Below are 22,186 nucleotides of genomic sequence, written 5' to 3'. Positions count from 1 at the left end.
TTATTAACGTTCTAAGTATAGAAAAAAACGCTATATAACACAATCGCAACCGCAAGTTGACAAAGTGCAACCGCAGGAAGATAGAGATAAGGGCAATGTTTACATACAATTTAGGTAAGAAAACAAAGGGGGACACACATATGGGATTTGGTGAAAAGCTTTTTAGATTAAGAAAGGAAAAGGGCCTTTCTCAAGAAGCATTAGCTGAAAAATTAAATACCACAAGGCAAGCAGTTAGTAAATGGGAAAACGGTCAAGGTTTTCCTGAAACTGAAAAATTAATAATGATTGGAAATGTATTTGAAGTATCACTCGACTATTTATTAAAAGAAACTGCAGAGCAAAGTAACGAAAAGGAAAATGGTTACTATGTAAGTAAGGAAATGGCAGAAGGGTATGTAGTGTATGGACAAAAATTTCTAAATATATTGCGTTAGGATTTAGTTTGCTTATTTTATCTACAATACCGTACTTATTATTTAAAGAAAATGCGACAATGTCTACGTTTCTTGTCATTATCATTGCAGTGCTTGGGATTGGAGCAATGATGGCATCTGTAACGATAGAAGAGAGTCGATACAATGTATTGAAAAAGGAAGAACTACTATTTGATCAAAACTTTCTAAAAGAATTGACCAAAAGATATGCGACTATTAAGAACAAGTATACGGCAGTAGTGATCGTTGGATTTTGTTTTATTGCAGCAGGAGCGATACCGTTTTTATTTGAGAAAAAACGAATTACCTCAGGAGAACTCGTACAGTATTATCCTTATTGTGTTGTACTTATTGCTATCGGAGTTTATCTTTTTGTTCGTGTGTTAGGGGTGTTAGAGACGTATCGGATTTTAGTAGAAAATAAGGAATACAGTAATCGTTTTATTTTTAAATTGAAAAAGAAAGTAAGGAAAAAGGTAGATAGTTTATAAAAAATAAAAAACATGTTTCGAATCAATGTATTCAAAACATGTTTTTTATCGTTCTGAATTATTTCCAAAGAAATAATTCAGAAAATACAGAAAAATATCGTAATCATTTGTAGAAGTCTGTTATAATAAACGGAAAATGAAAACGTTTTAAAGGGGGACATAACCAATATGATGATGAATGTACCGCTAACAATTAGTTCTATGATGGAAAGAGCAGAGAAACTGTTTTCGAAGAAAGAAATTGTTTCACGGACGCATGATACAGTTACAACGTTAACGTATAAGCAATTAGGGGAAAGGACGAGAAGACTTTCCAGTGCGTTGAAAAGGCTTGGAATTAAAGTAGGTGAACGTGTAGGAACATTAGCGTGGAACCATCATCGGCATGTGGAAGCGTATTTTGCTATTCCAGGTATTGCTTCTGTTTTGCACACAATTAACATTCGTTTATCTCCTCAACATATTTCATACATTATTCAGCACGCAGAAGACCGAATTCTACTTATAGATGAAGATCTCGTACCGCTTGTTGAAAATATTCAATCACAATTATCAACTGTACAAGCTTACATTATTATGACTGATAAAGATGAACTCCCAAATACTACGCTGAAGCCTGTATATCATTATGAAAAGCTATTAGAAGAAGGCGATCCAAATTTCCAATTTGTAAAAGATATTGATGAAAATACACCAGCTGGTATGTGTTATACGTCAGCGACTACAGGAAATCCGAAAGGTGTTGTATATACGCATCGTAGTACTGTATTACACTGTATGGCACTCGGTTTAGCTGATACAGCTGCTTTATCGGAAAGTGATGCAGCAATGGCAATCGTCCCGATGTTTCATGTGAACGCTTGGGGACTTCCTTTTGCGGCTACTTGGTTTGGATCAAAACAAGTTCTTCCTGGACCGATGTTTACTCCGAAAATTTTATTAGAAATGATTCAATCAGAAAAAGTGACGTTAGCTGCGGGTGTGCCGACAATTTGGCTCGGCGTATTACAAGAGTTAGAAAATAATAGTTACGATTTATCTAGTATGACGAGAATACTATGCGGAGGTGCAGCGGCGCCGAAAAGTGTTATTAAAGCATTTGAACAGAAACATAATGTTCCGTTCATACATGCATATGGTATGACTGAAACGAGTCCACTCGTAACACTTGCACGTTTAAAAAGTTATGAAACGGAATTATCGTATGAAGAGCAACTAGAAATTCGCTCCAAACAAGGATATCTTGTACCTGGTGTCGAGATGAAAGTAGTCGGTACAAATGGTGAAGTGAAGTGGGATGGTACTGAGATGGGAGAATTATGTTTACGAGCACCTTGGATCGCTGAAAGCTATTATAACGATGATCGTACTGTTGAAGGTTTTCGCGATGGATGGTTATATACTGGTGATGTTGTCACAGTGGATGAGGAAGGTTGCGTGAAAATTGTTGACCGTACGAAGGATGTTATTAAAAGCGGGGGAGAATGGATTTCTTCGGTCGATCTTGAAAATACTTTAATGGCACATGATGCTATATTTGAAGCGGCTGTCGTTGCAGTTCCTCACCCTCAGTGGCAAGAGCGACCAATTGCCTGCGTTGTTCAAAAGAAAAATAGTACGGTTACAAAAGAAGAAATATATGAGTTTTTAAAACCACAGTTTGCGAAGTGGTGGTTGCCAGACGATATTGTCTTTATGGAAGAAATACCGAAAACATCTGTTGGGAAGTTTTTAAAACAGGCGCTTCGGAAAGAACTGGAGCATTTGCATAGAGAGAAATAAGTGAACTCCTATTTGTAAACTCTAATACGTTAACGGTTGACAAAAGAGGAGTGGAAAGATAATATGATTTTTATGATATGTTATCTAAAAACAATTTTAAGTTTACAAATAGGAGAAGCAAATATGAATACAAAAAATTTAGTTTTCGTCGCTTTATTTAGTTCTATTATGGGAGTGTTAGGGTTAATACCTCCGATTGCTCTTTCTATTACACCAGTTCCGATTACATTGCAATCACTCGGTGTTATGCTTGCGGGTGGGTTGTTAGGGTCACGCCTTGGTGCATTAAGTCAGCTTATTTTCTTACTTATTGTAGGAGTTGGAGCACCATTACTTGCTGGTGGCCGCGGTGGCCTTGGTGTATTTGTTGGGCCAAGTGCAGGATATTTACTTGGTTACATCATTGGAGCGTTTGTTATTGGTTATTTAATTGAGCGTTTACGTGAAGTTTCTATTATAAAAGTATTATGTATTAATATAATTGGTGGTATTTTCGTAGTTTATGTATTTGGTATTATTGTACAAGCGTTTTTAATGGATGTTTCTGTATGGGAGACAATGAAAGTGAGTGCTGTGTTTTTACCAGGGGATTGTATAAAAGCAATTATTGCGGCAGTTCTCGTAACAAAATTACATCGTTCATTGAAACATATTATTACACCCGCTTTAAAGAATGGAAAATATACAAATGCGGGATGATAAAGGGAAGAAACACGTACATTGCGTGTTTCTTTTTATTATTTTTGTAAAGAAAGGACGTCTCATATGGGTGTTACAAAAAAATACAAAAAGCAAGCCTCTTTACAACCAAATAAAATAGCGATAAAGGAAAATGATAGAGTTTTAACATATAAAGAGTGGTTCGAATCAGTTTGTAAAGTAGCCAACTGGTTGCATGCAACAGAATCAAAAAATAAAACAATAGCAATCCTATTAGAAAATCATATAGAGTTTTTACAACTATTTGCTGGTGCTGCTATGGCCGGGTGGGTTTGTGTTCCGTTAGATATAAAGTGGAAACAAGATGAGCTCAGAGAAAGAATTGAAATCAGTAATCCGGATATGATTGTGACAGAAAGATATAAGGTAAATGATTTACCGCATGAAGAAGGAAGAGTAATTGAAATTGATGAGTGGAAAAGAATGATGGAGAAATATCTTCCTACACATTCCACTGTAGAAAGTTTACGAAATGCTCCCTTTTATATGGGATTTACATCAGGATCAACTGGAAAAGCAAAAGCATTTTTACGCGCACAGCAATCGTGGGTTCATAGTTTTGATTGTAATGTACATGATTTTCATATGAAAATGGAGGATTCAATTTTAATAGCTGGGACGCTCGTTCATTCTCTTTTCTTATACGGGGCAATAAGTGCATTATATGTAGGACAAACGGTGCACATTATGAGAAAGTTCATTCCGAATCAAGTATTAGATAAGCTAGAAACTGAAAATATATCGGTTATGTATACAGTTCCGACAATGCTTGAATCTTTATATAAAGAAAATAGATTAATAGAAAATAAAATGAAAATTATTTCATCAGGAGCGAAATGGGAAGCTGAAGCGAAAGAAAAAATAAAGAATATATTTCCTTATGCGAAAAGATATGAATTTTATGGTGCATCAGAGTTAAGTTTTGTAACAGCACTAGTCGATGCAGAAAGCGAAAGAAGGCTAAATTCAGTAGGAAAACCTTGTCATAATGTGCAAGTTCGAATATGTAATGAAGCAGGCGAAGAAGTACAAAAAGGCGAGATAGGAACTGTTTATGTGAAAAGTGATCAGTTTTTTATGGGATACATAATAGATGGGGTTTTAACACAGGAGTTGAATGCAGAAGGCTGGATGACAGTGCGAGATGTAGGCTATGAAGATGAAGAAGGCTTTATATATATTGTTGGTAGAGAGAAGAATATGATTTTATTTGGAGGAATCAATATTTATCCAGAAGAAATAGAAAGTGTATTACATGAACACCCAGCTGTTGATGAAATAGTTGTAATTGGTGTGAAAGATAGTTACTGGGGTGAAAAGCCCGTCGCGATCGTAAAAGGAAGTGCTACGAAACAACAATTAAAGAGTTTTTGCTTACAACGATTATCCTCGTTTAAAATACCGAAAGAATGGCATTTTGTAGATAGAATACCTTATACAAATAGTGGGAAAATCGCTCGTATGGAAGCAAAAAGTAGGATTGAAAACAGGGAGAAAATATATGAATAGAGCAGTTATTGTAGAGGCGAAAAGAACACCTATCGGTAAGAAGAATGGGATGTTAAAAGAGTATGAAGTTCAGCAATTAGCAACGCCGCTTCTTACGTTTTTAAGTAGAGGAATTGAGAGAGAGATAGACGATGTTATATTAGGTAATGTTGTTGGGCCAGGAGGGAATGTTGCGAGACTATCTGCTTTAGCGGCAGGACTTGGCTATCATATTCCTGGTGTAACGATTGATCGGCAATGTGGTGCTGGTTTAGAAGCAATTCGAACTGCGTGTCATCTCATTCAAGGAGGGGCAGGTAAGTGCTATATCGCCGGAGGAGTAGAGAGTACAAGTACGTCACCTTTTCAAAAAAGAGCACGATTTTCACCTGAAACAATTGGTGATCCTGACATGGGAGTAGCGGCTGAATATGTTGCGGAGCGTTATAACATAACGAGAGAAATGCAAGACGAGTACGCTTGTCTTAGTTATAAACGGACACTGCAAGCGTTAGAAAAAGGCTATATACATGATGAAATATTTTCTTTTAATGGATTATTAGATGAATCTATAAAGCTAGAAATGAATTATGAACGAATCATTAAAAGAACAAAACCCGCATTTTTACAAAATGGAACAGTGACGGCAGGTAATTCATGTGGTGTAAATGATGGGGCATGTGCTGTTCTTGTAATGGAAGAGGGACAAGCCCTAAAGTTAGGTTATAAACCTGTCCTTCGTTTCGTTCGTAGTGCTGTAGTGGGAGTGAATCCAAATCTTCCAGGAACTGGTCCGATATTTGCGGTGAACAAATTATTAAATGAAATGAATGTAAAAATAGAGGACATCGATTATTTTGAAATAAATGAAGCATTCGCCTCAAAAGTTGTTGCTTGCGCAAAAGAGTTACAAATTCCGTATGAAAAATTAAATGTAAATGGTGGGGCAATTGCGCTCGGTCATCCGTACGGTGCATCTGGGGCTATGCTTGTAACACGTTTGTTTTATCAGGCACAAAGAGAGTCTATGAAATATGGAATTGCTACATTAGGAATTGGAGGCGGGATAGGGATTGCGCTATTATTTGAGAAAGTAGAAAATTAGAATGTTTGAAGTGTAGGGCAGGCGTATTCATTTATATCTATCTTATTTTAATTCTCATTGAAAGCCTCTTATCAAATATAGAGAATAATAGGAGGTTTGGATGTTTTATTGTCTACAATTGATATGAAACTGTGATGCAAAATTCACCTTGATGTAGACCAGATCCAGTTGTTATTTGGATACTAGTAAAATTTTTAATTGTAAAATTACTAGTACTTCCAGGTTGAATTATGATTGAGTTTAAGACATTTGTATCTTGAAAGAAAGTAACACCTATTTCTTGAACACCTGTCTCGTATTTGATATATCCAGTTGAAGAAATATGATTTAACAAATTGTTAGTATATATAGTCTGTATTCCCATCTCTCCACCTGTGATAGACCAAGGAATGCAAATTTTATCTTTTATTATTGCTGATGGAGTGCAACAAATAACTTTATTCATGGTATATCCCAGCCTTTCATATAAAGGTATATTTAAATATATGTTGTTGTTTATGAGTATGCTTGTATGTTTTTGCTATATAGGATTATGTCCTTAATTTTAGAAGCTGTATTTGCTAATAAGGAGCATACAAATGGAGAATAAATACTTCTCTTCGTCATTGGAGGAGAAAAAGTTTGGAGAAGATAAAGGACTTAAGGTATTAGAGAAGATATGTGATGAGAAAATGAAGAAAGGGAAGGATAGTGCACCGGATAAATCGATTTGTATGATTAGTTATATTGTATATTCACTCCTAAAACATATATATAATGTCCTAGGAGTAAATTTAAAATTTGTTTTAGAATTTGATTTTTAATGAATTCACTCTAGTTTTCTACTTTTTGAGGAACATAAGCATTGCTACCAGGTTTTGTTTTTATTTCATTCCAAGCAGCAATCGCATCAGCTTTTGCTTTTCCTTTATTATTTGGATCTTCGAAAAAGTCCCGAGTAAAGCGATTGTATTCAAATTGCGCGCTGATCGTTGTTTTATAAGTAGGATCTTTTTTTCGTTCGTTTTCTTCATACCAAAATGTTATCGCATCTTCATATGTTTTTCCAACATTCTCTTTAAAAAACTTTTGAAGAGCTACTGTAAAGCGGAAGTTTGTTCCGATTTTTTCTTTGAAAAAAGCACGAACACCTTCGCTACAGCGGTGATTTTTAGTAATAATCGTTTGAAGAGAAAGGTCTTTATAAGAGAGGGGAGCTTTGCTCACTTTTTGCACAGAGCTGTTTTTTAAGACTTTCCCCGTAGTTAAATAATGTGAGATACGCTCGGTTATTTCGGTCTTAGAGCCACTAGCTGGCAAACCATGCTCGCGACAAAATGTTTGCAGTTCTGCTTTTAACCAATAATAGTTTTGAAAATCTTCAAGTGATATAGATTTTGTTAAAGGTGGACGCATGAATATAACAACTTCTTTCTTCCATAATTTTCTTTAATTATAAAACGTATGTTCTCTTTGTGGAAGGATTAATTTGTAAATATAACAGGAAGAGGAGATTACATATGGAAAATGTAATGCAAGTTCGTGTTACGGGAATTTTAATTGAAGATGAAAAAGTATTGCTAGTAAAGCAAAAAGTGGCTAATCGCGATTGGTCTTTACCTGGAGGAAGGGTAGAGAATGGTGAAACGTTAGAAGAAGCTATGATTCGAGAAATGAGAGAAGAAACGGGATTAGAAGTTAAAATTAAGAAGCTACTCTATGTTTGTGATAAACCAGATGCTAGTCCATCTTTGTTACATATTACGTTTCTGCTTGAAAGGATTGAAGGTGAAATTACACTACCTTCTAACGAGTTCGATCATAATCCGATTCATGATGTGCAAATGGTACCGATTAACGAATTAAGTTATTATGGTTTTTCGGAAACTTTTATCAATCTTATAAGTGGCGGTTTTGCAAATGCAGGAAGTTATCAAGGGTTGAAACAACATATAGGCCTGTAAATATAGTTGAAGGATAGCCGTTAGCTATCCTTCATAAACATGTTTTACACTGCTGACTGTAAAGAAGAGACAAGCTGATTTAAAAACTCGTCCCCGTTCATCACCGCTTTTCCGCCGCCGCGTGCACTCTTTTTATTTCCGCCACCTTTTCCTTCAATTGCAGGAAGAGCATCTTTTAAAAGAGCATTCATATCGAGCGTTACTGTTTTTCCGCAAGCGAGAATACATTGTAGTTTGTCATCATTTTCGATGACGAAATACGTAATTGCATGCTCTTGTTGTTCTGTAATGATAGCTGATAGTTTTGCAATTTCTTGCATAGAACGATCTGTAAATGCTTTAGAAATAAGTAACCCAGCATGTATTTCGGTGGGCTGTTGCAGTAATTCATTTGCCTCTGCAAATAATAATTTTTCATTCATTGTTTGTATTGTTTTTTCGTTTTCCTTTTGAGAGGTAAGAAGCTGTGCTACTTTTGCTGGGATATCAGTTTCGCTACTGTTTAATTGTTTGGAAACATCTTTCATAATTTGTTGCTGTTGCCCCATTAATTTAAGTGTACGCCAACCAGCGATAAAGGTTAAGCGTATACCACCTTTATTGCGCTCCCATCCTAGTACTTGAATAGGACCAACTTCACCAGTGCATTTCGGATGGGTTCCACCACAGCCATTGTAGTCGTAATTTTCGATAATAACAACACGTATATTCTCTGTCATAGTTGGTTCTTTACGAAGAGGTAATGTTTTTGCTTCTTCTAAGTTCATCCACTCTATACGGATTGGGTGGTTTTCAAAAACGATTTTATTGGCAATTTGTACTGCCTTTTCAACCGTTTCTGCATGCAGGTTTTCTGTTTCTAAATCAATTGTTATCGTTTCTTTTCCAAGATGGAATCCAATCGTAGGTATGTTGAAATAGTCCCAAAAAGCAGCAGATAAAATGTGCTGAGCTGCATGTTGCTGCATATGATCAAACCGGCGCTCCCAATTGATTTTACCTTCTACGTCTTCTGTGTGTAATTGTTCTGCAATGAAGTGGCGGATTTCTTCGTCGACTTCTTCAACATCAAGTACAGCAATACCATTTAAAGTTCCAGTGTCATGTGGTTGTCCGCCACCAGTCGGATAAAATGCGGTTTCGTTTAAAACAACGTATAAGTTACCGTCTTTATCATAATCTTGCTTTATAATTTTAGTAGTAAATTCTTGCTTATAAGCGTCAGTGTAATATAATTTGTGCTCCAATTTTCTTTCTCCTCTCGCATTAACTAGTTTCATTGTAAAGCAATTGAAATTAGTTTCCTAATATTTCAGAAGAAAGAAACTATTTTTAGAATTTTCTTGCTATAATAAGAAGAAAATGCGGGGGTGGAATAAATATGTTATATGAAAATGGCGTAGATAAACTGCTTAGTTTAAGCAAAAATATTTCTGAATTGTATCGAGAATTAAATGAAATGACCCGGATTTTAACGGATTGTAATCGAGAAAGTGTGAAGTTTGATCGGTTATATGTAAAAGAGTTACTTTGGAAGAAAGAAGATGTAATAGAGAAATATGACCAGCTACTTGTACAACTTTGTATTAACGAATGCTTTGATCTAAAAAGTGTCATTACAGGCGAATATAAGTATACATATGAAGAAGTGGAGAACATCGTTTTACAATTTAATGAGAAATATAATGTTGCAATATTAATTAAAGATGTTTGTAAAGAATTACAGTTTACATATGGCATAGATATGGATATAACGAGAACAGCGCGGGTATCAACAGCGCAAGTATAAAAAGGGAAAAGAAAGCAGATCCTTTGCTTTCTTTTTTTATGTAAGAACAGGGAGAGTAGGTTTTTAAGATGAAGGGGAAGTTGCAAAATATTCATCCGTTAGGAATGACAATTATAATAGGGACTTTATTTGCGAGGTTCGCCACGTCAATGAGTATTCCTTTTTTAGCAATTTATTTAACGACTGTGAAAGGTGTATCAGCTGGAATGACAGGTGCTATTATCGGAACGAGTGCACTTGTTGGAGTGTTTGCTAGTTTTATCGGAGGGAATTTATCAGATCGATTCGGTCGAAATATGATTATAATATGGTCCATGATCGTTTGGGTCTTTGTATTCATTGGTTTTTCACTTGCAGATCATGTTTTAAGTTTCTTTTTATTAAATGCTTTGAATGGATTATGTAGGTCATTTTTTGAGCCAACATCAAGAGCGTTATTATCAGATTTAACGAAACCTGAGTATCGTTTACTCGTATATAATTTGCGTTACGGTGCAATCAATGTTGGAGTAGCGATTGGCCCACTTGTCGGGTTACAGATTGGAAGCGCAAAATCAACAATTCCATTTTTAGTAGCAGCTGGAGTATACATTTTATATACAGCTATATTAGCGTTCCAATTTAAGAAGTATCCGATTGAAAAAAAGAAAGTAAATACAGAAAAGCCTGTCACAATGTTAAAGGCAATTCGTATTTTGCGAAAGGATGTCGTATTTTTAGTTGCACTAGTTGGTATTATTTTGAGTAATTGTGGTTTTTCTCATTTAACGACAACAGTATCTCAATATTTTGCAAATGCACATATATTTCAGGATGGAGTGAAATTATTTTCATATATGCTAGCTTTAAATGCGATTGTTGTAGTCGTAATTCAATACCCTGTTATTCAAATTTGTAAAAAGTATACACCGTTAGTATCCATTATGGTGGGAACTTTATTTGTGAGCGGAGGATTATTTGGATTTGGAGTAGTAGAATCTCTGCTAGGTGCTGCCGTTTGTACAATTATTTTTACAATTGGAGAAGTCTTAATGTTTTCAATGACGGATGTATTTATTGATGATATTGCTGTTGCGCATCTAAAAGGAACATACTTCGGTGCGATGGGTTTTTCGGGAATTGGAGCAGTAATAGGTCCGTGGTTTGGAGGAGTACTTCTCGATTACTACGGGTACCAAAATGGGTTTGCAGTATTTTCAGCACTAGCTATATTTTCAACTGTGGCATTTCCTGTGCTTTTAGTTACAAAAGGTTTATCGAAAAAAAGATATGATAGAAATTCTAATATAGAGATGCATGCGAAATAACATAAGCCCCAGTAACCAACTGGGGCTTATGTTTGTATTATATTAACTCTTAATTTGAAAAAAGAACTTTCTTTTCATGTTTATCAGCAACTTCATTTTTGGAAATATGAATGGCCAAAAAACCATTCTCTAAGCAGGCTAGCATCTTCTTATAAATAACATTAGCGGGTAAAGGAATAGTTCGCTGCAAAGAAATGTTTTTATGAAGTATGCAAATGTTTAGGCCTGTCTCCATCTTTTTAATGACTACATTTTGTTCATTGGCATTTGGTACATCTGTTTCCAAAATGTATTCTTGTTCAGTTTCGCAAAGGTCAATATGAATTTGATTTGGGAAACTAAAGTTACTACAAGAGTCAGAACAAAACTGATCCATCCATTCTTCGAAACCATCAACATGAAAAAGACAATCCTTCTTTTTCTTGCCCATGTAAGACACCCTCCGTAAAATCTCAATTCATACTATGTTATGCATGAATGAAGTAGGGGTGAAGAATAAATGGAAAAATATAAACATTGTATGTGGTAAAGGCAGCTATTGTGAACCTTTTGTTTTACATATCATGATGTGCATGATGTTTTTGGCGTGAATGGTTACGGTTTTTTACTTTATGAGATCCGCTTAATGGTTCAGGTTGTCCCTTTTTTTCTTTTGCTTCACGATTGTTTTTGCTCATTGTATGTGACACCTCCTCTTTCTCTTTAGAATGAGAGAAGTTTGCAAATTTATACGAGAATGTTTTTAGAAAAAAAGGTAAAGATAATTGGGACTAACTATTATGGAAAGGGGATTATATAATGCCATATCATAAAGATAAACAGCAAGCTTTTCAAGCAGCGCAGCAAGGAGTTACACAAGCAGAACATGCATATAACAACATTGTGAAAAATGATCCAAACTACGGTCATGATTTAAAAGAGTTACGCCAAGAGGTTCAGGAGGCGTATGAACAGATTCAAAATGCGTTAGAAGTAGCTTCGGAAACACAACGCCCACAACTTGAGCAATACGAAAATAATCTCCAAAATATTATGCAACATGTAGATCAATTAGAAAAGTAAATGAGGTTGTTGTGTATTTGACAACCTCTTACTTTAATGAACATTATGCGAAAACAGAAAATTTTTCTATTCGTTTTTTCTTTATTATGCGCAGTACATATATTTCAAGTTGAAAAAGTGGAAGCGAAAATGTTGCTCAGAAAAGAGCTAGAACCAACTGGCTATGTAACGTGGGAAGTACCTAATAATGAAAAGATTATTGCCATTACATTTGATGATGGCCCAGATCCAACTTATACACCGCAAGTTTTACATTTATTACGTCAATATAAAGCAGAAGCAACATTTTTTATGATTGGATTTCGAGTGCAGCGCAATCCATATTTAGTGAAACAGGTGTTAAAAGAGGGACATGAAATTGGAAATCATACGATGAATCATTTGTATGCGAGTAATTCATCAGATGAAAAATTAGAAAATGATATTTTAGATGGAAAGAAATTTTTCGAAAAATGGGTGAAAGAACCTTTGCTATTCCGTCCTCCTGGCGGATATATTAACGATGCTGTATTTAAAACAGCGAAAGAAGCTGGTTATCAAACCGTTCTATGGTCGTGGCATCAAGACCCGCGTGATTGGGCAAATCCAGGGGTTGAATCTATCGTAAATCATGTAGTAAAAAATGCTAAAAGTGGCGATATCGTATTGTTACATGATGGAGGAAATGATCGTAGTCAAACAGTAGCAGCGCTAGCAAAAATTTTACCTGAGCTAAAAAAACAAGGATATCGATTTGTAACGGTTTCGGAATTACTACGTTATAAACATTAGAAAAAATCCCAAAAGGAAAATGAACCTTTTGGGATTTTTCGTTACTGATTCTTTTTGCGTTTCTTATTATTTTGTCGTTCTGCAGCAGTTAAGTTTTCATTTGCAAACTCTTCGTTATAACCAGCGCCTTGTCCTTGTGCAGATGCCGCATTCATTCCTGAAATAGTATGATTTGCTTTTCTTTTACCCATTTTATTTCACCTCTATAACTTTTTTTTATAAGTTGCATGATGAGCAGTTCATAGTATGTATGAACTGTAAAGAAAGCGCTAATAGAGCACTTTACTTTATGGTAATAGTATTCATAAGGAACATGAACACTATTCAAATTTAGAAACATAAAGAAAACTTATGATAATCTATAAGTTTCTTATTATTTACTTATTTAGAAAGTTGTAATAAGATATTATCGTAAGGTATTGAAAAGTTTGTCTACATTTTATATTCAGACAACTTAGTCACGTTTAACAGGGGGGAAACATAATGGTCAAACATAATCCATTTCAATCACGCGCAACTTTTGAAGTAGATGGAAAAACGTATCATTATTATGATTTGAAAGCGCTTGAAAACGCAGGGGTTGGCAACGTATCTCAATTACCATATTCCGTGAAAGTTTTACTTGAATCAGTACTTCGTCAAGTAGACGGACGTGTAATCACAGAAGAGCATGTTACAAATTTAGCGAAATGGGGAACGAAAGATGTGCAAGATATCGATGTTCCATTTAAACCATCTCGTGTAATTTTACAAGATTTCACTGGTGTTCCAGCTGTTGTTGATTTGGCTTCGCTTCGTAAAGCAATGGCAGACATGGGTGGGGATCCTGATAAAATTAATCCGGAAATTACTGTAGACCTTGTAATTGATCACTCTGTACAGGTTGATAGAGCGGGTACGGCAGACGCGCTTGCATTCAACATGGACTTAGAGTTTAAACGTAATGAAGAACGTTATAAATTTTTAAGCTGGGCACAAAAATCATTTGATAACTATCGTGCAGTTCCACCAGCTACAGGTATTGTACACCAAGTAAACCTTGAATATTTAGCACCAGTTGTTCATGCTGTGAAAAATGCTGAAGGTGACTTAGTTGCATACCCAGATTCATTAGTTGGAACAGACTCACATACAACAATGATTAATGGTATCGGTGTTCTTGGATGGGGCGTTGGTGGTATTGAAGCAGAAGCAGGGATGCTTGGACAGCCTTCATACTTCCCAGTACCTGAAGTAATCGGTGTGAAATTAACCGGTACACTTCCAAGTGGTACTACAGCAACTGACGTTGCATTAAAAGTAACGCAAGTATTACGTCAAAAAGGTGTAGTTGGTAAATTCGTTGAGTTCTTCGGTAACGGACTAAAGAGTATGCCTTTAGCTGACCGTGCAACAATTTCAAACATGGCACCAGAATACGGCGCAACTTGTGGATTCTTCCCAATCGACGATATTTCATTAGAATACTTACGTTTAACAGGTAGAGATGAAGAGCAAATTCGCGTTGTTGAAGAATACTGTAAAGCGAACGGTTTATTCTATACAGCAGACAGCAAAGATCCAATTTACACTGATCTTGTTGAAATTGATTTAAATACAATTGAATCTAACCTTTCTGGACCGAAACGCCCACAAGATTTAATTCCACTTTCAGATATGAAAGATGCGTTCCACAAAGCTGTTGTAGCACCAGTTGGAACACAAGGACTTGGATTTAATGAGCAAGAGTTCGATAAAGAAGTGAAGGTTACATTAGAAGATAAAGAAGTAACGATGAAAACAGGTGCAATTGCAATTGCTGCAATTACAAGTTGTACAAATACATCAAACCCATACGTATTAATTGGGGCAGGTTTAGTTGCGAAGAAAGCAATTGAAAAAGGACTTAAAGTACCTGAGTACGTAAAAACATCATTAGCACCAGGATCTAAAGTTGTTACTGAGTACTTAGATAAATCAGGTTTAACAACATATTTAGATCAATTAGGTTTCCAAACAGTTGGTTACGGCTGTACGACTTGTATCGGTAACTCTGGCCCATTAGCGCCAGAATTAGAAGAAGCAATCGCAGCAAACGATTTACTAGTAACATCTGTTTTATCTGGTAACCGTAACTTTGAAGGTCGTATTCACCCGCTTGTAAAAGCGAACTACTTAGCATCACCACCACTTGTTGTGGCATATGCACTTGCAGGTACTGTTGATATTGACCTGAAAAATGATGAAATTGGTAAAGATGCAAATGGCAATGCTGTTTACTTCAACGATATTTGGCCATCAGCTAAAGAAATTGAAGATGTAGTTCAAAGCGTTGTTACATCTGAACTGTTCAAGAAAGAATATGCACAAGTATTTAATAGCAATGAGCGTTGGAATGAAATCCAAACTTCAAATGAAGCTTTATATACTTGGGATAATGATTCAACATACATTCAAAACCCACCATTCTTTGAAGGATTATCTAAAGAGCCAGGTGAAGTTGAAACGTTATCAGGCTTACGCGTAGTTGGTAAATTTGGTGATTCTGTAACGACAGACCACATTTCACCAGCAGGTTCAATCGGTAAGCACACACCAGCTGGACGCTACTTATTAGAAAACGGCGTACAACCAGTTGACTTCAACTCTTACGGTTCTCGTCGTGGTAACCATGAAGTTATGATGCGTGGTACATTCGCGAACATCCGTATTAAAAACCAAATCGCACCAGGAACAGAAGGCGGATATACAACATATTGGCCAACTGGTGAAGTAACATCTATCTATGATGCTGCTATGAAATATAAAGAAGATGGCACAGGCCTTTTAGTTGTGGCTGGTAAAGATTACGGTATGGGAAGTTCTCGTGACTGGGCTGCAAAAGGTACAAATTTATTAGGTATTAAAGCAGTAATCGCAGAAAGCTTCGAGCGTATTCACCGCAGTAACTTAGTGTTAATGGGTGTGTTACCACTTCAATTTAAAGATGGCGAAAGCGCTGAAACGTTAGGTCTTGTTGGTAACGAGTCATTTGAAATTCAAATTGACAAAACAGTTAGACCACGCGATCTTGTAAAAGTAGTTGCAACTGATCTAGATGGCAACGAAAAACAATTTGAAGTAGTAGCTCGTTTCGATAGTGAAGTTGAAATTGACTACTACCGTCACGGTGGTATTCTGCAAATGGTTCTTCGTGAGAAAATTGAAGAGTCTAAAGTGTCGAACTAAATAATTGAAATGAATGATAAGGAAGCTAACAATTGTTAGCTTCCTTATTTTATGGAAAGGGATGAAACCATTTGGTTTCATCCCTTTCTTTTTACTATAAACAATGGAGGAAACGTCATGAAAGAATATAAAAGAATTTTGTTACCGTTACAGAAAGAAAAAATATTAGTAATAGCAGCTGTATGCAGTGGGCTTTTTGCAGCTATTTTAAATCTCTCCCGTCCACTATTCATGGGACTAATTGTAGATAACCTGATTCAACGAGAGCTGAAAGGAGCGTATCTTTACATTACTTTGTTTACAGCTAGCCGTTTGTTGATGTGGGTGAACAATCTTTCATTTGATTATGTAAGCTCAAAAGCGAGTCAGCGAATATTACGAGAGAAGCGTATAGATGTATTGCGCCAATTTTTCCTATTACCGTTTGAAGAGAGTGAGAAAATCAAACAAGGAGAGTTAGAAACTTTGGTCGTGTCTGATATTCCGAACTGGGTCAGATTATATGGCTCTATATTAATAGAATATATACACGCTATTGCCCAATTTATTGGAGCTTTCATAGCACTACAACATATAGATATACAGTTTATATTGTGGGTAACTCCGTTTTTATTTTTAAGTACAATTGTTCCAATACTGATGGGAGAAAAGGTAAGAGATATTGCAAGCGTTTCTCAAAAAAATCACTCAAGTGTTGTAGAGATGGTGTCACAGTTTGTAAAGGGGATACAAGATTTGCGGAGTTTACAAAAAGAAAAATGGGCAATTCGCTTATTTAAAAGAGTAACGGCACAATCGTATAAATCAGAAGTAAAGAAGACGATGATGCAACATTGCATTGGAGTAGTTGGAACGGTGATTGAAACAGGAGCATATATTGTTGTTCTCATTATAGGTGCACAAAAAATAATGAGGGGAGAAATAGAAGTTGGTTCACTCATTGCAGTGTTAGCGACAATTGAGATGCTCTTTTTCCCTGTCCGTTATGTGGGCGATTTATTAATAATGACACAAGTTGCAGTCGCTTCGGCAAATAGAGCTTTTTGCTTTTTAAATAAACGAGCAGTAGATAGCAATGTAGAAAGAGCGATGGGGATCAGGATAACAAATGTTTCATTTCAGGAGAATGACGAAGAGAAATGCAGAATTCATAATATTAATTTGCAAATTCGTCCTGGTGAACTCGTTATGATTGTGGGAGAAAGCGGTGCAGGAAAAACAACGCTTTTAAAGTTAATAACGGGCTTGTATAAACCATCTAACGGTAGCATTGCTTATTATGGTAATGAAGCTCGTATGACTACAGTGTGGCAAGAACCACGTTTTTTCCGAACGACGGTAACAGAGAATATGTATTTCGGGGAAGAGGGTTTAGAAAATCAGTTAGAAAAAAATAGTGAACTTATAAATGTAACGCCGATTATTAGAGGGTTACCTGAAGGGAGTCAAACTGTGCTACATAAAAGCGGTGAAGAGTTTTCGGGAGGCGAAAGAAAACGTCTTGCATTATTGCGCGCGATTGTATCAAATCCAACTCTTATTATTTTAGATGAACCGACGGCTGGGTTAGATCCGGGCAATCAAGAACTGGTTTGGAATATGATTGAAGGGATAGGAAGAGATGTAACGAGAATTGTGGCAACACATGATGTAGAGAGGGTGGTACTAGCAGATCGTATTGTCATAATGAAAGAAGGAAATATTGTTGCATGTGAGGGTCCAGAAAAATTAATACATAGTCATTCATTTTTTAAGAGATGTGAATAAAGATAAGAGCAATGCTCTAATCTTTATTCAGTGTCATTTAGTTGATACTCGATAGATTCGGAGTGATTTAGATCAACGTTAAAAGTAGCAGTCATAAGGAAAGTGGCAATTCCAAGAATTAAGAAAAGGACGAATGAGACTAGAGAGACGTAGAGACAAATACGTCCTATTTTCTTTTTTTCAAGATCTTTACTAAAGAGTGAAATGATCCATGTAATAATACCGACTGGGTATAAAAGAAAACTAAGAATATATAATGTTGTTTTTTCGAATGAATTCATAAACAATCCCCTTTTGTTGTAGGTTTATAACTATGAGAGGAAAAAGGTGAATGGGTCCATAATTAGATAAGCAACACTTCATCTGCTTTTCTAATTATATGATAAAATTGCACTTTTAATAAGAATATTCTAATTATTTCGATTGTGAATATTTCCAAGCTTGTCCGTATAAGCTAAAATAAGGTATATAGTATTTTGATGAATGTGTTAAAAGAAGATAATACGTTAGGGTGATATAAAATGTGGCGGAAGCTTACGATTATTGTAGTGTTACTTTGTTTAGCGGGATATGCAGCTTATGAACAGTTTGGTCATAAAGAGCAGGCGGTAAAAGTGAAGCAAGAAAAAAGTGAAGCTGCTATGAAAGAGATGATTGCAAGTAATGGTATTGAAATAGGGAAGAGTGCACCAGACTTTACATTAACGAATTTAGATGGAACGAATGTAAAGTTATCAGATTTAAAAGGAAAGAAAGTGATTGTAAACTTTTGGGCAACGTGGTGTGGACCATGTCAGCAAGAAATGCCGGATATGGAAGCTTTCTATAAAGAACATAAAGAGAACGTAGAAATTTTAGCAATAAATTATACGCCTTCAGAAAAAGGTGGGGGAGTAGAAAAGGTAAGCAATTTTGCTAAAGAAAAAGGAATTACTTTTCCTATTTTATTGGACAAGAACATTGATGTGACAACAGCGTATAAAGTAATTACGATTCCAACTTCGTATTTTATAGATACAAAAGGTGTCATTCAAGATAAGTTTATTGGGCCGATGACGCAAAAAGAGATGGAGAAAAGAGTTGCTAAATTAAAATAATGGTGAAAAGGTAGAGGTGGAGAGTTCCCATTTCTGCCTTTTCTTTTTCAAGTAGTAATAACTTCATGATATGATGTAAGAAATATAAACGTTTAGAGATAAAGGAGTGTATGGAGTGGGGAATGTATCCTTACCGTTAGATTATGTTGTAATTGATTTTGAAACAACAGGATTTAACCCTTATAATGATAAAATTATTCAAGTTGCAGCAGTGAAATATCGTAATCATGAATTAGTAGATCAATTTGTTTCATACGTGAATCCAGAGCGGCCAATTCCGGACCGAATAACGAGTTTAACAGGTATTACTAATTATCGCGTTTCAGATGCACCGACGATTGAAGAAGTGTTACCTTTATTTTTAGCATTTTTACATACAAATGTTATTGTGGCCCATAATGCTTCTTTTGATATGCGCTTTTTGAAAAGTAATGTAAATATGCTTGGGTTGCCTGAACCTAAAAATAAAGTAATTGATACTGTATTTTTAGCAAAGAAATACATGAAGCATGCGCCTAATCATAAACTTGAAACGTTAAAACGAATGCTGGGAATTCGTTTAAGCTCTCATAATGCATTTGACGATTGCATTACGTGTGCTGCTGTTTATCAAAAGTGTGCAGCTATTGAAGAAGAAGGGAAACGAAAAGTAAATAAGGCTATGCTTGATGAAACTGCGGTATATGAAGCGGTCAAAGAAATACTTGCATGTAATAAACGTAATGTAGAATGGCTACGTTGTATGAACGTAGGAAGTTATTTAGATATAAAAGCTTTTTATCCAGTTATGAGATTAAAGGTAAAAGGGCGAAAGAAATATGTATTAACAGAGATATTAGAAGAAGATGTGAAAGAAATATGTACAAGTTTAAAATGTGAACCGGCGTTAAAAAGTGAAGTTGGTAATACGAGAATTATGCTTAATAGCTTAGAGGATGTTATGAAATTAGAAAGTTATATTTTAGAGCAGTATGATTTTGTATTACAGGCGCTTCATGATTATAAAGAAAATGAAATGAATGCAGATGAAAAGTTGAAAGAGTATTTAAATATTATGGTATAAAAAACTCCGTGTGCAATATATTGTACACGGAGTTTTTTTAGGAGTACTAAAACATAAAATTTTCTTGCAAATCTGATTAAAGAGTTTTTTGTTTGCTCATACTATGTAATAAGAAAGCGAAGGAGAGAGGGTGAACAACATGAGAAGAAGTCGCCGTAAATCGTTTGAAGAACTTGTAAATGAAAATAAACAACAATTATTAAGCGATCGTGAGGCAATTGATCGCATTGAAGAGCGCATTGAAAAACGTTATGAAATGAAACTTTTTAAGCAAGCTGAATAATTCTTAACACTAGTACGATACTAGTGTTAAGGAGGCGATAGTAATGGGTAATCCGAAAAAAAATTCAAAAGACTTTGCACCGAATCATATTGGAACACAATCAAAAAAAGCTGGTGGAAATAAAGGAAAGCAAATGCAAGATCAAACAGGTAAACAACCGATTGTTGATAATGGTTAAAGAAAAGGAGAATATTACATTCTCCTTTTTTATGTATAAATTTGAGGAAAGATAGGTAATTTAAGATGGTGTGTATATACAATATTAGGAGGGAAGTACATGCCAAATCCAGATAATCGAAGTGACAACGCTGAAAAGTTACAAGAAATGGTGCAAAATACAGTTGATAACTTTAATGAAGCAAAAGAAACAGCGGAACTTTCTAATGAAAAAGATCGTGCTGCTATTGAAGCAAAAAATCAAAGACGTTTAGAAAGTATTGACTCATTAAAAAGTGAAATCAAAGATGAATCTTAACAAAATGTACAAAAAGGGCTGACTTTTGTCAGCCCTTTTTCGTAATCGTAAAGTTTTCAACAAGTAAACGCCAATTTTGTGGAAATGGCAAGCCAATCTTCCAATAACTAATACCGCCAATGCCCTGCTCTTTCATTAAATTGAATTTACTTTGAATAGACCTCGCATCTTCAAACCAAACTTCATGTTGTACGCCATTTTCGTCAAAGTAATTAAAATGTGGAGCTTGAGCTGTGAAATCATAGCGGATAGGAACATTATATTTACGAGCAAGTGCAACAGCTGCGACAGAGCTAACTGCTTTTGCTGGTGGATTCCCTTGTTTGAACGGAAGTTTCCAATCGAATCCGTATAAGTTTTGCCCCATCATAATTTTTTGGGGAGGCATTTGAGATTTTGCGTATTGAAGTACTTCTTTTACAGGACCGATAGGAGAGATTGCCATTGGTGGCCCGCCCTGCCAACCCCAGTCATATGTCATAATGACGACGAAATCAACAATTTGCCCTTGCGCTTTATAATCATGGGCTTCGAAAAACTTTCCCTTTTGATTTGAACTTGTCTTCGGTACGAGAGTTGTGCTTAATGTGTACCCGCTAGGTAAGCGTGTTTTTACATTTCGTAAAAAGCGATTATACGCCTCGCGGTCTTCGGGTGCTATACTCTCGAAATCGAAATGAATGTCTCGCATGCCATATTTTTCAGCTGTTTGCAAAATGTTAGTAATAAATTTGTTTTGAATCGTTGCGTCGCGTAAAATAACCGATGTTAGATCGGCACTGAAATTACCATTTTCAATATTTGTAATAACGAGCATAGGGATTGTTTGCCCTTGCGTTGCAATATTAGCAATTTTAGCTGTTTCAGTAGGTTCTTTTAATGTGCCATCTCTTTTTGCCTCAAAACTAAAATAAGCTAAATATGTTAAAAATGGATTGATGGCACGTGTAGCATTAACTAAACTCTCTTTAATCGGTATAGTGGAAGGTTGTAAATAAGCGATGGATTCTACAGCTCGTTTTGTGCCTTTTGGTACATATAATTGTTGTCCGACATGGAGAATAGATTTTAAAGATAAATTATTAACTTTAGCTAAACTAGCGAGGGGGACATTATATGTTTGAGAAATCCGATAGAGGCTGTCACCAGGCTGTACATAATAATTATTTCCTTTCGTATTAACGATAAGTGCCTGACCAACAACGAGCGTTTCAGCGGGATTTAGTCCATTGTCTTTTACTATTTCGTCAGGTGTTGATCCATATTTTGATGCCAAGCTATATACGCTATCACCGCTACGAACCGTTACAATTTGAATCATATGCTTGCTCCTTTCGGGAAAAGATTCACTATTTTTATTTTATTTTTGATGTCACTGTATTATGATTAAATGTATGCA

25 protein-coding genes and 1 pseudogene are annotated in these 22,186 nt (G+C 35.6%); 18 read left to right on the top strand and 8 right to left on the bottom strand.

Translation table 11 applies throughout. The features are described from left to right. Window positions 1-140 precede the first annotated feature (140 nt). The 5 genes and pseudogenes from MKY21_RS18180 (at window position 141) to MKY21_RS18160 (ending at window position 6,023) form a co-directional block, all read left to right on the top strand. Window positions 141-928 (top strand): annotated as a pseudogene (locus tag MKY21_RS18180) (helix-turn-helix domain-containing protein). 168 nt (window positions 929-1,096) lie between these two features. Beyond that, entirely contained in the window at window positions 1,097-2,710 is a 1,614-nt protein-coding gene (locus MKY21_RS18175; protein WP_044795292.1) for a long-chain fatty acid--CoA ligase, read from the top strand. A 123-nt stretch (window positions 2,711-2,833) separates the two neighbouring features. Beyond that, a complete protein-coding gene (locus MKY21_RS18170) occupies window positions 2,834-3,409 on the top strand; it encodes a biotin transporter BioY (protein ID WP_001093332.1) in 576 nt (191 codons plus the stop codon). A 66-nt stretch (window positions 3,410-3,475) separates the two neighbouring features. Then, window positions 3,476-4,939, top strand: a complete 1,464-nt coding sequence (locus tag MKY21_RS18165) for an acyl-CoA synthetase (RefSeq protein WP_341077103.1) — start codon at window positions 3,476-3,478, stop codon at window positions 4,937-4,939. Continuing rightward, on the top strand, window positions 4,932-6,023 hold the full coding sequence (locus tag MKY21_RS18160) for an acetyl-CoA C-acyltransferase (protein WP_001078002.1): 1,092 nt from the start codon (window positions 4,932-4,934) through the stop codon (window positions 6,021-6,023). Before MKY21_RS18165 ends, MKY21_RS18160 begins: the two co-directional genes overlap by 8 nt. Window positions 6,024-6,135: 112 nt before the next feature. Here MKY21_RS18160 and MKY21_RS18155 read toward each other — a convergent pair whose 3' ends face one another. After that, window positions 6,136-6,468: a DUF3992 domain-containing protein gene (locus MKY21_RS18155; RefSeq protein WP_080451558.1), complete on the bottom strand. Its 333-nt coding sequence runs from the start codon at window positions 6,466-6,468 to the stop codon at window positions 6,136-6,138. A 133-nt stretch (window positions 6,469-6,601) separates the two neighbouring features. Between MKY21_RS18155 and MKY21_RS18150 the strand changes: the two genes are divergently transcribed. Continuing rightward, window positions 6,602-6,826, top strand: coding sequence for a hypothetical protein (locus tag MKY21_RS18150; RefSeq protein WP_000428982.1), 225 nt, complete (start codon window positions 6,602-6,604; stop codon window positions 6,824-6,826). Window positions 6,827-6,836: 10 nt separating this feature from the next. On the opposite strand, the gene MKY21_RS18145 is transcribed toward MKY21_RS18150, so the two are convergent. Further along, on the bottom strand, window positions 6,837-7,418 hold the full coding sequence (locus MKY21_RS18145) for a DUF6434 domain-containing protein (protein ID WP_001247745.1): 582 nt from the start codon (window positions 7,416-7,418) through the stop codon (window positions 6,837-6,839). 104 nt (window positions 7,419-7,522) lie between these two features. Here MKY21_RS18145 and MKY21_RS18140 point away from each other — a divergent pair, with 104 nt between their 5' ends. Then, on the top strand, window positions 7,523-7,966 hold the full coding sequence (locus MKY21_RS18140; protein ID WP_000432562.1) for an NUDIX hydrolase: 444 nt from the start codon (window positions 7,523-7,525) through the stop codon (window positions 7,964-7,966). 44 nt (window positions 7,967-8,010) lie between these two features. Here MKY21_RS18140 and MKY21_RS18135 read toward each other — a convergent pair whose 3' ends face one another. Beyond that, a complete protein-coding gene (locus MKY21_RS18135) occupies window positions 8,011-9,213 on the bottom strand; it encodes a serine-tRNA(Ala) deacylase AlaX (RefSeq protein ID WP_000400387.1) in 1,203 nt (400 codons plus the stop codon). 134 nt (window positions 9,214-9,347) lie between these two features. Between MKY21_RS18135 and MKY21_RS18130 the strand changes: the two genes are divergently transcribed. Next, complete coding sequence (locus MKY21_RS18130) at window positions 9,348-9,755, top strand: hypothetical protein (RefSeq protein ID WP_000965133.1); 408 nt, start codon at window positions 9,348-9,350, stop codon at window positions 9,753-9,755. A 68-nt stretch (window positions 9,756-9,823) separates the two neighbouring features. Beyond that, complete coding sequence (locus MKY21_RS18125) at window positions 9,824-11,062, top strand: MDR family MFS transporter (RefSeq protein WP_000676829.1); 1,239 nt, start codon at window positions 9,824-9,826, stop codon at window positions 11,060-11,062. 49 nt (window positions 11,063-11,111) lie between these two features. On the opposite strand, the gene MKY21_RS18120 is transcribed toward MKY21_RS18125, so the two are convergent. Continuing rightward, window positions 11,112-11,492, bottom strand: a complete 381-nt coding sequence (locus MKY21_RS18120; RefSeq protein WP_000516730.1) for an Hsp20/alpha crystallin family protein — start codon at window positions 11,490-11,492, stop codon at window positions 11,112-11,114. 124 nt (window positions 11,493-11,616) lie between these two features. After that, on the bottom strand, window positions 11,617-11,739 hold the full coding sequence (locus MKY21_RS18115; RefSeq protein ID WP_000042141.1) for a small acid-soluble spore protein P: 123 nt from the start codon (window positions 11,737-11,739) through the stop codon (window positions 11,617-11,619). A gap of 121 nt (window positions 11,740-11,860) precedes the next feature. Between MKY21_RS18115 and MKY21_RS18110 the strand changes: the two genes are divergently transcribed. Both MKY21_RS18110 and pdaB read left to right on the top strand, forming a co-directional pair. Next, entirely contained in the window at window positions 11,861-12,124 is a 264-nt protein-coding gene (locus MKY21_RS18110; RefSeq protein ID WP_001146293.1) for a hypothetical protein, read from the top strand. Between the two features lie 45 nt (window positions 12,125-12,169). Then, complete coding sequence (gene pdaB / locus MKY21_RS18105; RefSeq protein ID WP_030027157.1) at window positions 12,170-12,895, top strand: polysaccharide deacetylase family sporulation protein PdaB; 726 nt, start codon at window positions 12,170-12,172, stop codon at window positions 12,893-12,895. A 41-nt stretch (window positions 12,896-12,936) separates the two neighbouring features. Here pdaB and sspO read toward each other — a convergent pair whose 3' ends face one another. Further along, the gene (gene sspO / locus MKY21_RS18100) at window positions 12,937-13,086 is read right to left on the bottom strand and encodes an acid-soluble spore protein SspO (protein WP_000518051.1); all 150 of its coding nucleotides are present in this window, start codon (window positions 13,084-13,086) and stop codon (window positions 12,937-12,939) included. A 292-nt stretch (window positions 13,087-13,378) separates the two neighbouring features. Between sspO and acnA the strand changes: the two genes are divergently transcribed. After that, entirely contained in the window at window positions 13,379-16,102 is a 2,724-nt protein-coding gene (gene acnA / locus MKY21_RS18095) for an aconitate hydratase AcnA (RefSeq protein WP_000238561.1), read from the top strand. Window positions 16,103-16,219: 117 nt separating this feature from the next. Further along, entirely contained in the window at window positions 16,220-17,869 is a 1,650-nt protein-coding gene (locus MKY21_RS18090; RefSeq protein WP_000666369.1) for an ABC transporter ATP-binding protein, read from the top strand. Window positions 17,870-17,892: 23 nt separating this feature from the next. Here MKY21_RS18090 and MKY21_RS18085 read toward each other — a convergent pair whose 3' ends face one another. After that, window positions 17,893-18,150, bottom strand: a complete 258-nt coding sequence (locus tag MKY21_RS18085) for a hypothetical protein (RefSeq protein ID WP_001083887.1) — start codon at window positions 18,148-18,150, stop codon at window positions 17,893-17,895. A gap of 240 nt (window positions 18,151-18,390) precedes the next feature. Between MKY21_RS18085 and MKY21_RS18080 the strand changes: the two genes are divergently transcribed. The 5 genes from MKY21_RS18080 to tlp all read left to right on the top strand — a co-directional run bounded on the left by MKY21_RS18080 (window position 18,391) and on the right by tlp (window position 20,787). After that, on the top strand, window positions 18,391-18,966 hold the full coding sequence (locus MKY21_RS18080) for a peroxiredoxin family protein (RefSeq protein WP_000269055.1): 576 nt from the start codon (window positions 18,391-18,393) through the stop codon (window positions 18,964-18,966). Between the two features lie 115 nt (window positions 18,967-19,081). After that, window positions 19,082-20,029, top strand: coding sequence for a 3'-5' exonuclease (locus tag MKY21_RS18075; RefSeq protein WP_000528755.1), 948 nt, complete (start codon window positions 19,082-19,084; stop codon window positions 20,027-20,029). A 139-nt stretch (window positions 20,030-20,168) separates the two neighbouring features. Further along, on the top strand, window positions 20,169-20,312 hold the full coding sequence (locus tag MKY21_RS18070) for an FbpB family small basic protein (protein WP_001254703.1): 144 nt from the start codon (window positions 20,169-20,171) through the stop codon (window positions 20,310-20,312). A 43-nt stretch (window positions 20,313-20,355) separates the two neighbouring features. Next, the gene (gene sspN / locus MKY21_RS18065) at window positions 20,356-20,490 is read left to right on the top strand and encodes an acid-soluble spore protein SspN (protein WP_000527987.1); all 135 of its coding nucleotides are present in this window, start codon (window positions 20,356-20,358) and stop codon (window positions 20,488-20,490) included. 99 nt (window positions 20,491-20,589) lie between these two features. After that, window positions 20,590-20,787, top strand: coding sequence for a small acid-soluble spore protein Tlp (tlp, locus tag MKY21_RS18060; RefSeq protein WP_001133511.1), 198 nt, complete (start codon window positions 20,590-20,592; stop codon window positions 20,785-20,787). 28 nt (window positions 20,788-20,815) lie between these two features. Here the strand turns inward: tlp and MKY21_RS18055 are convergent, their stop codons facing one another. Next, the gene (locus tag MKY21_RS18055; protein WP_000614861.1) at window positions 20,816-22,108 is read right to left on the bottom strand and encodes a glycosyl hydrolase family 18 protein; all 1,293 of its coding nucleotides are present in this window, start codon (window positions 22,106-22,108) and stop codon (window positions 20,816-20,818) included. Window positions 22,109-22,186: the final 78 nt, after the last annotated feature.

This window comes from Bacillus sp. FSL R9-9497 (assembly GCF_038005805.1).
Lineage (GTDB): Bacteria > Bacillota > Bacilli > Bacillales > Bacillaceae_G > Bacillus_A > Bacillus_A cereus.
This window is presented reverse-complemented; position numbering and strand designations above follow the sequence as displayed.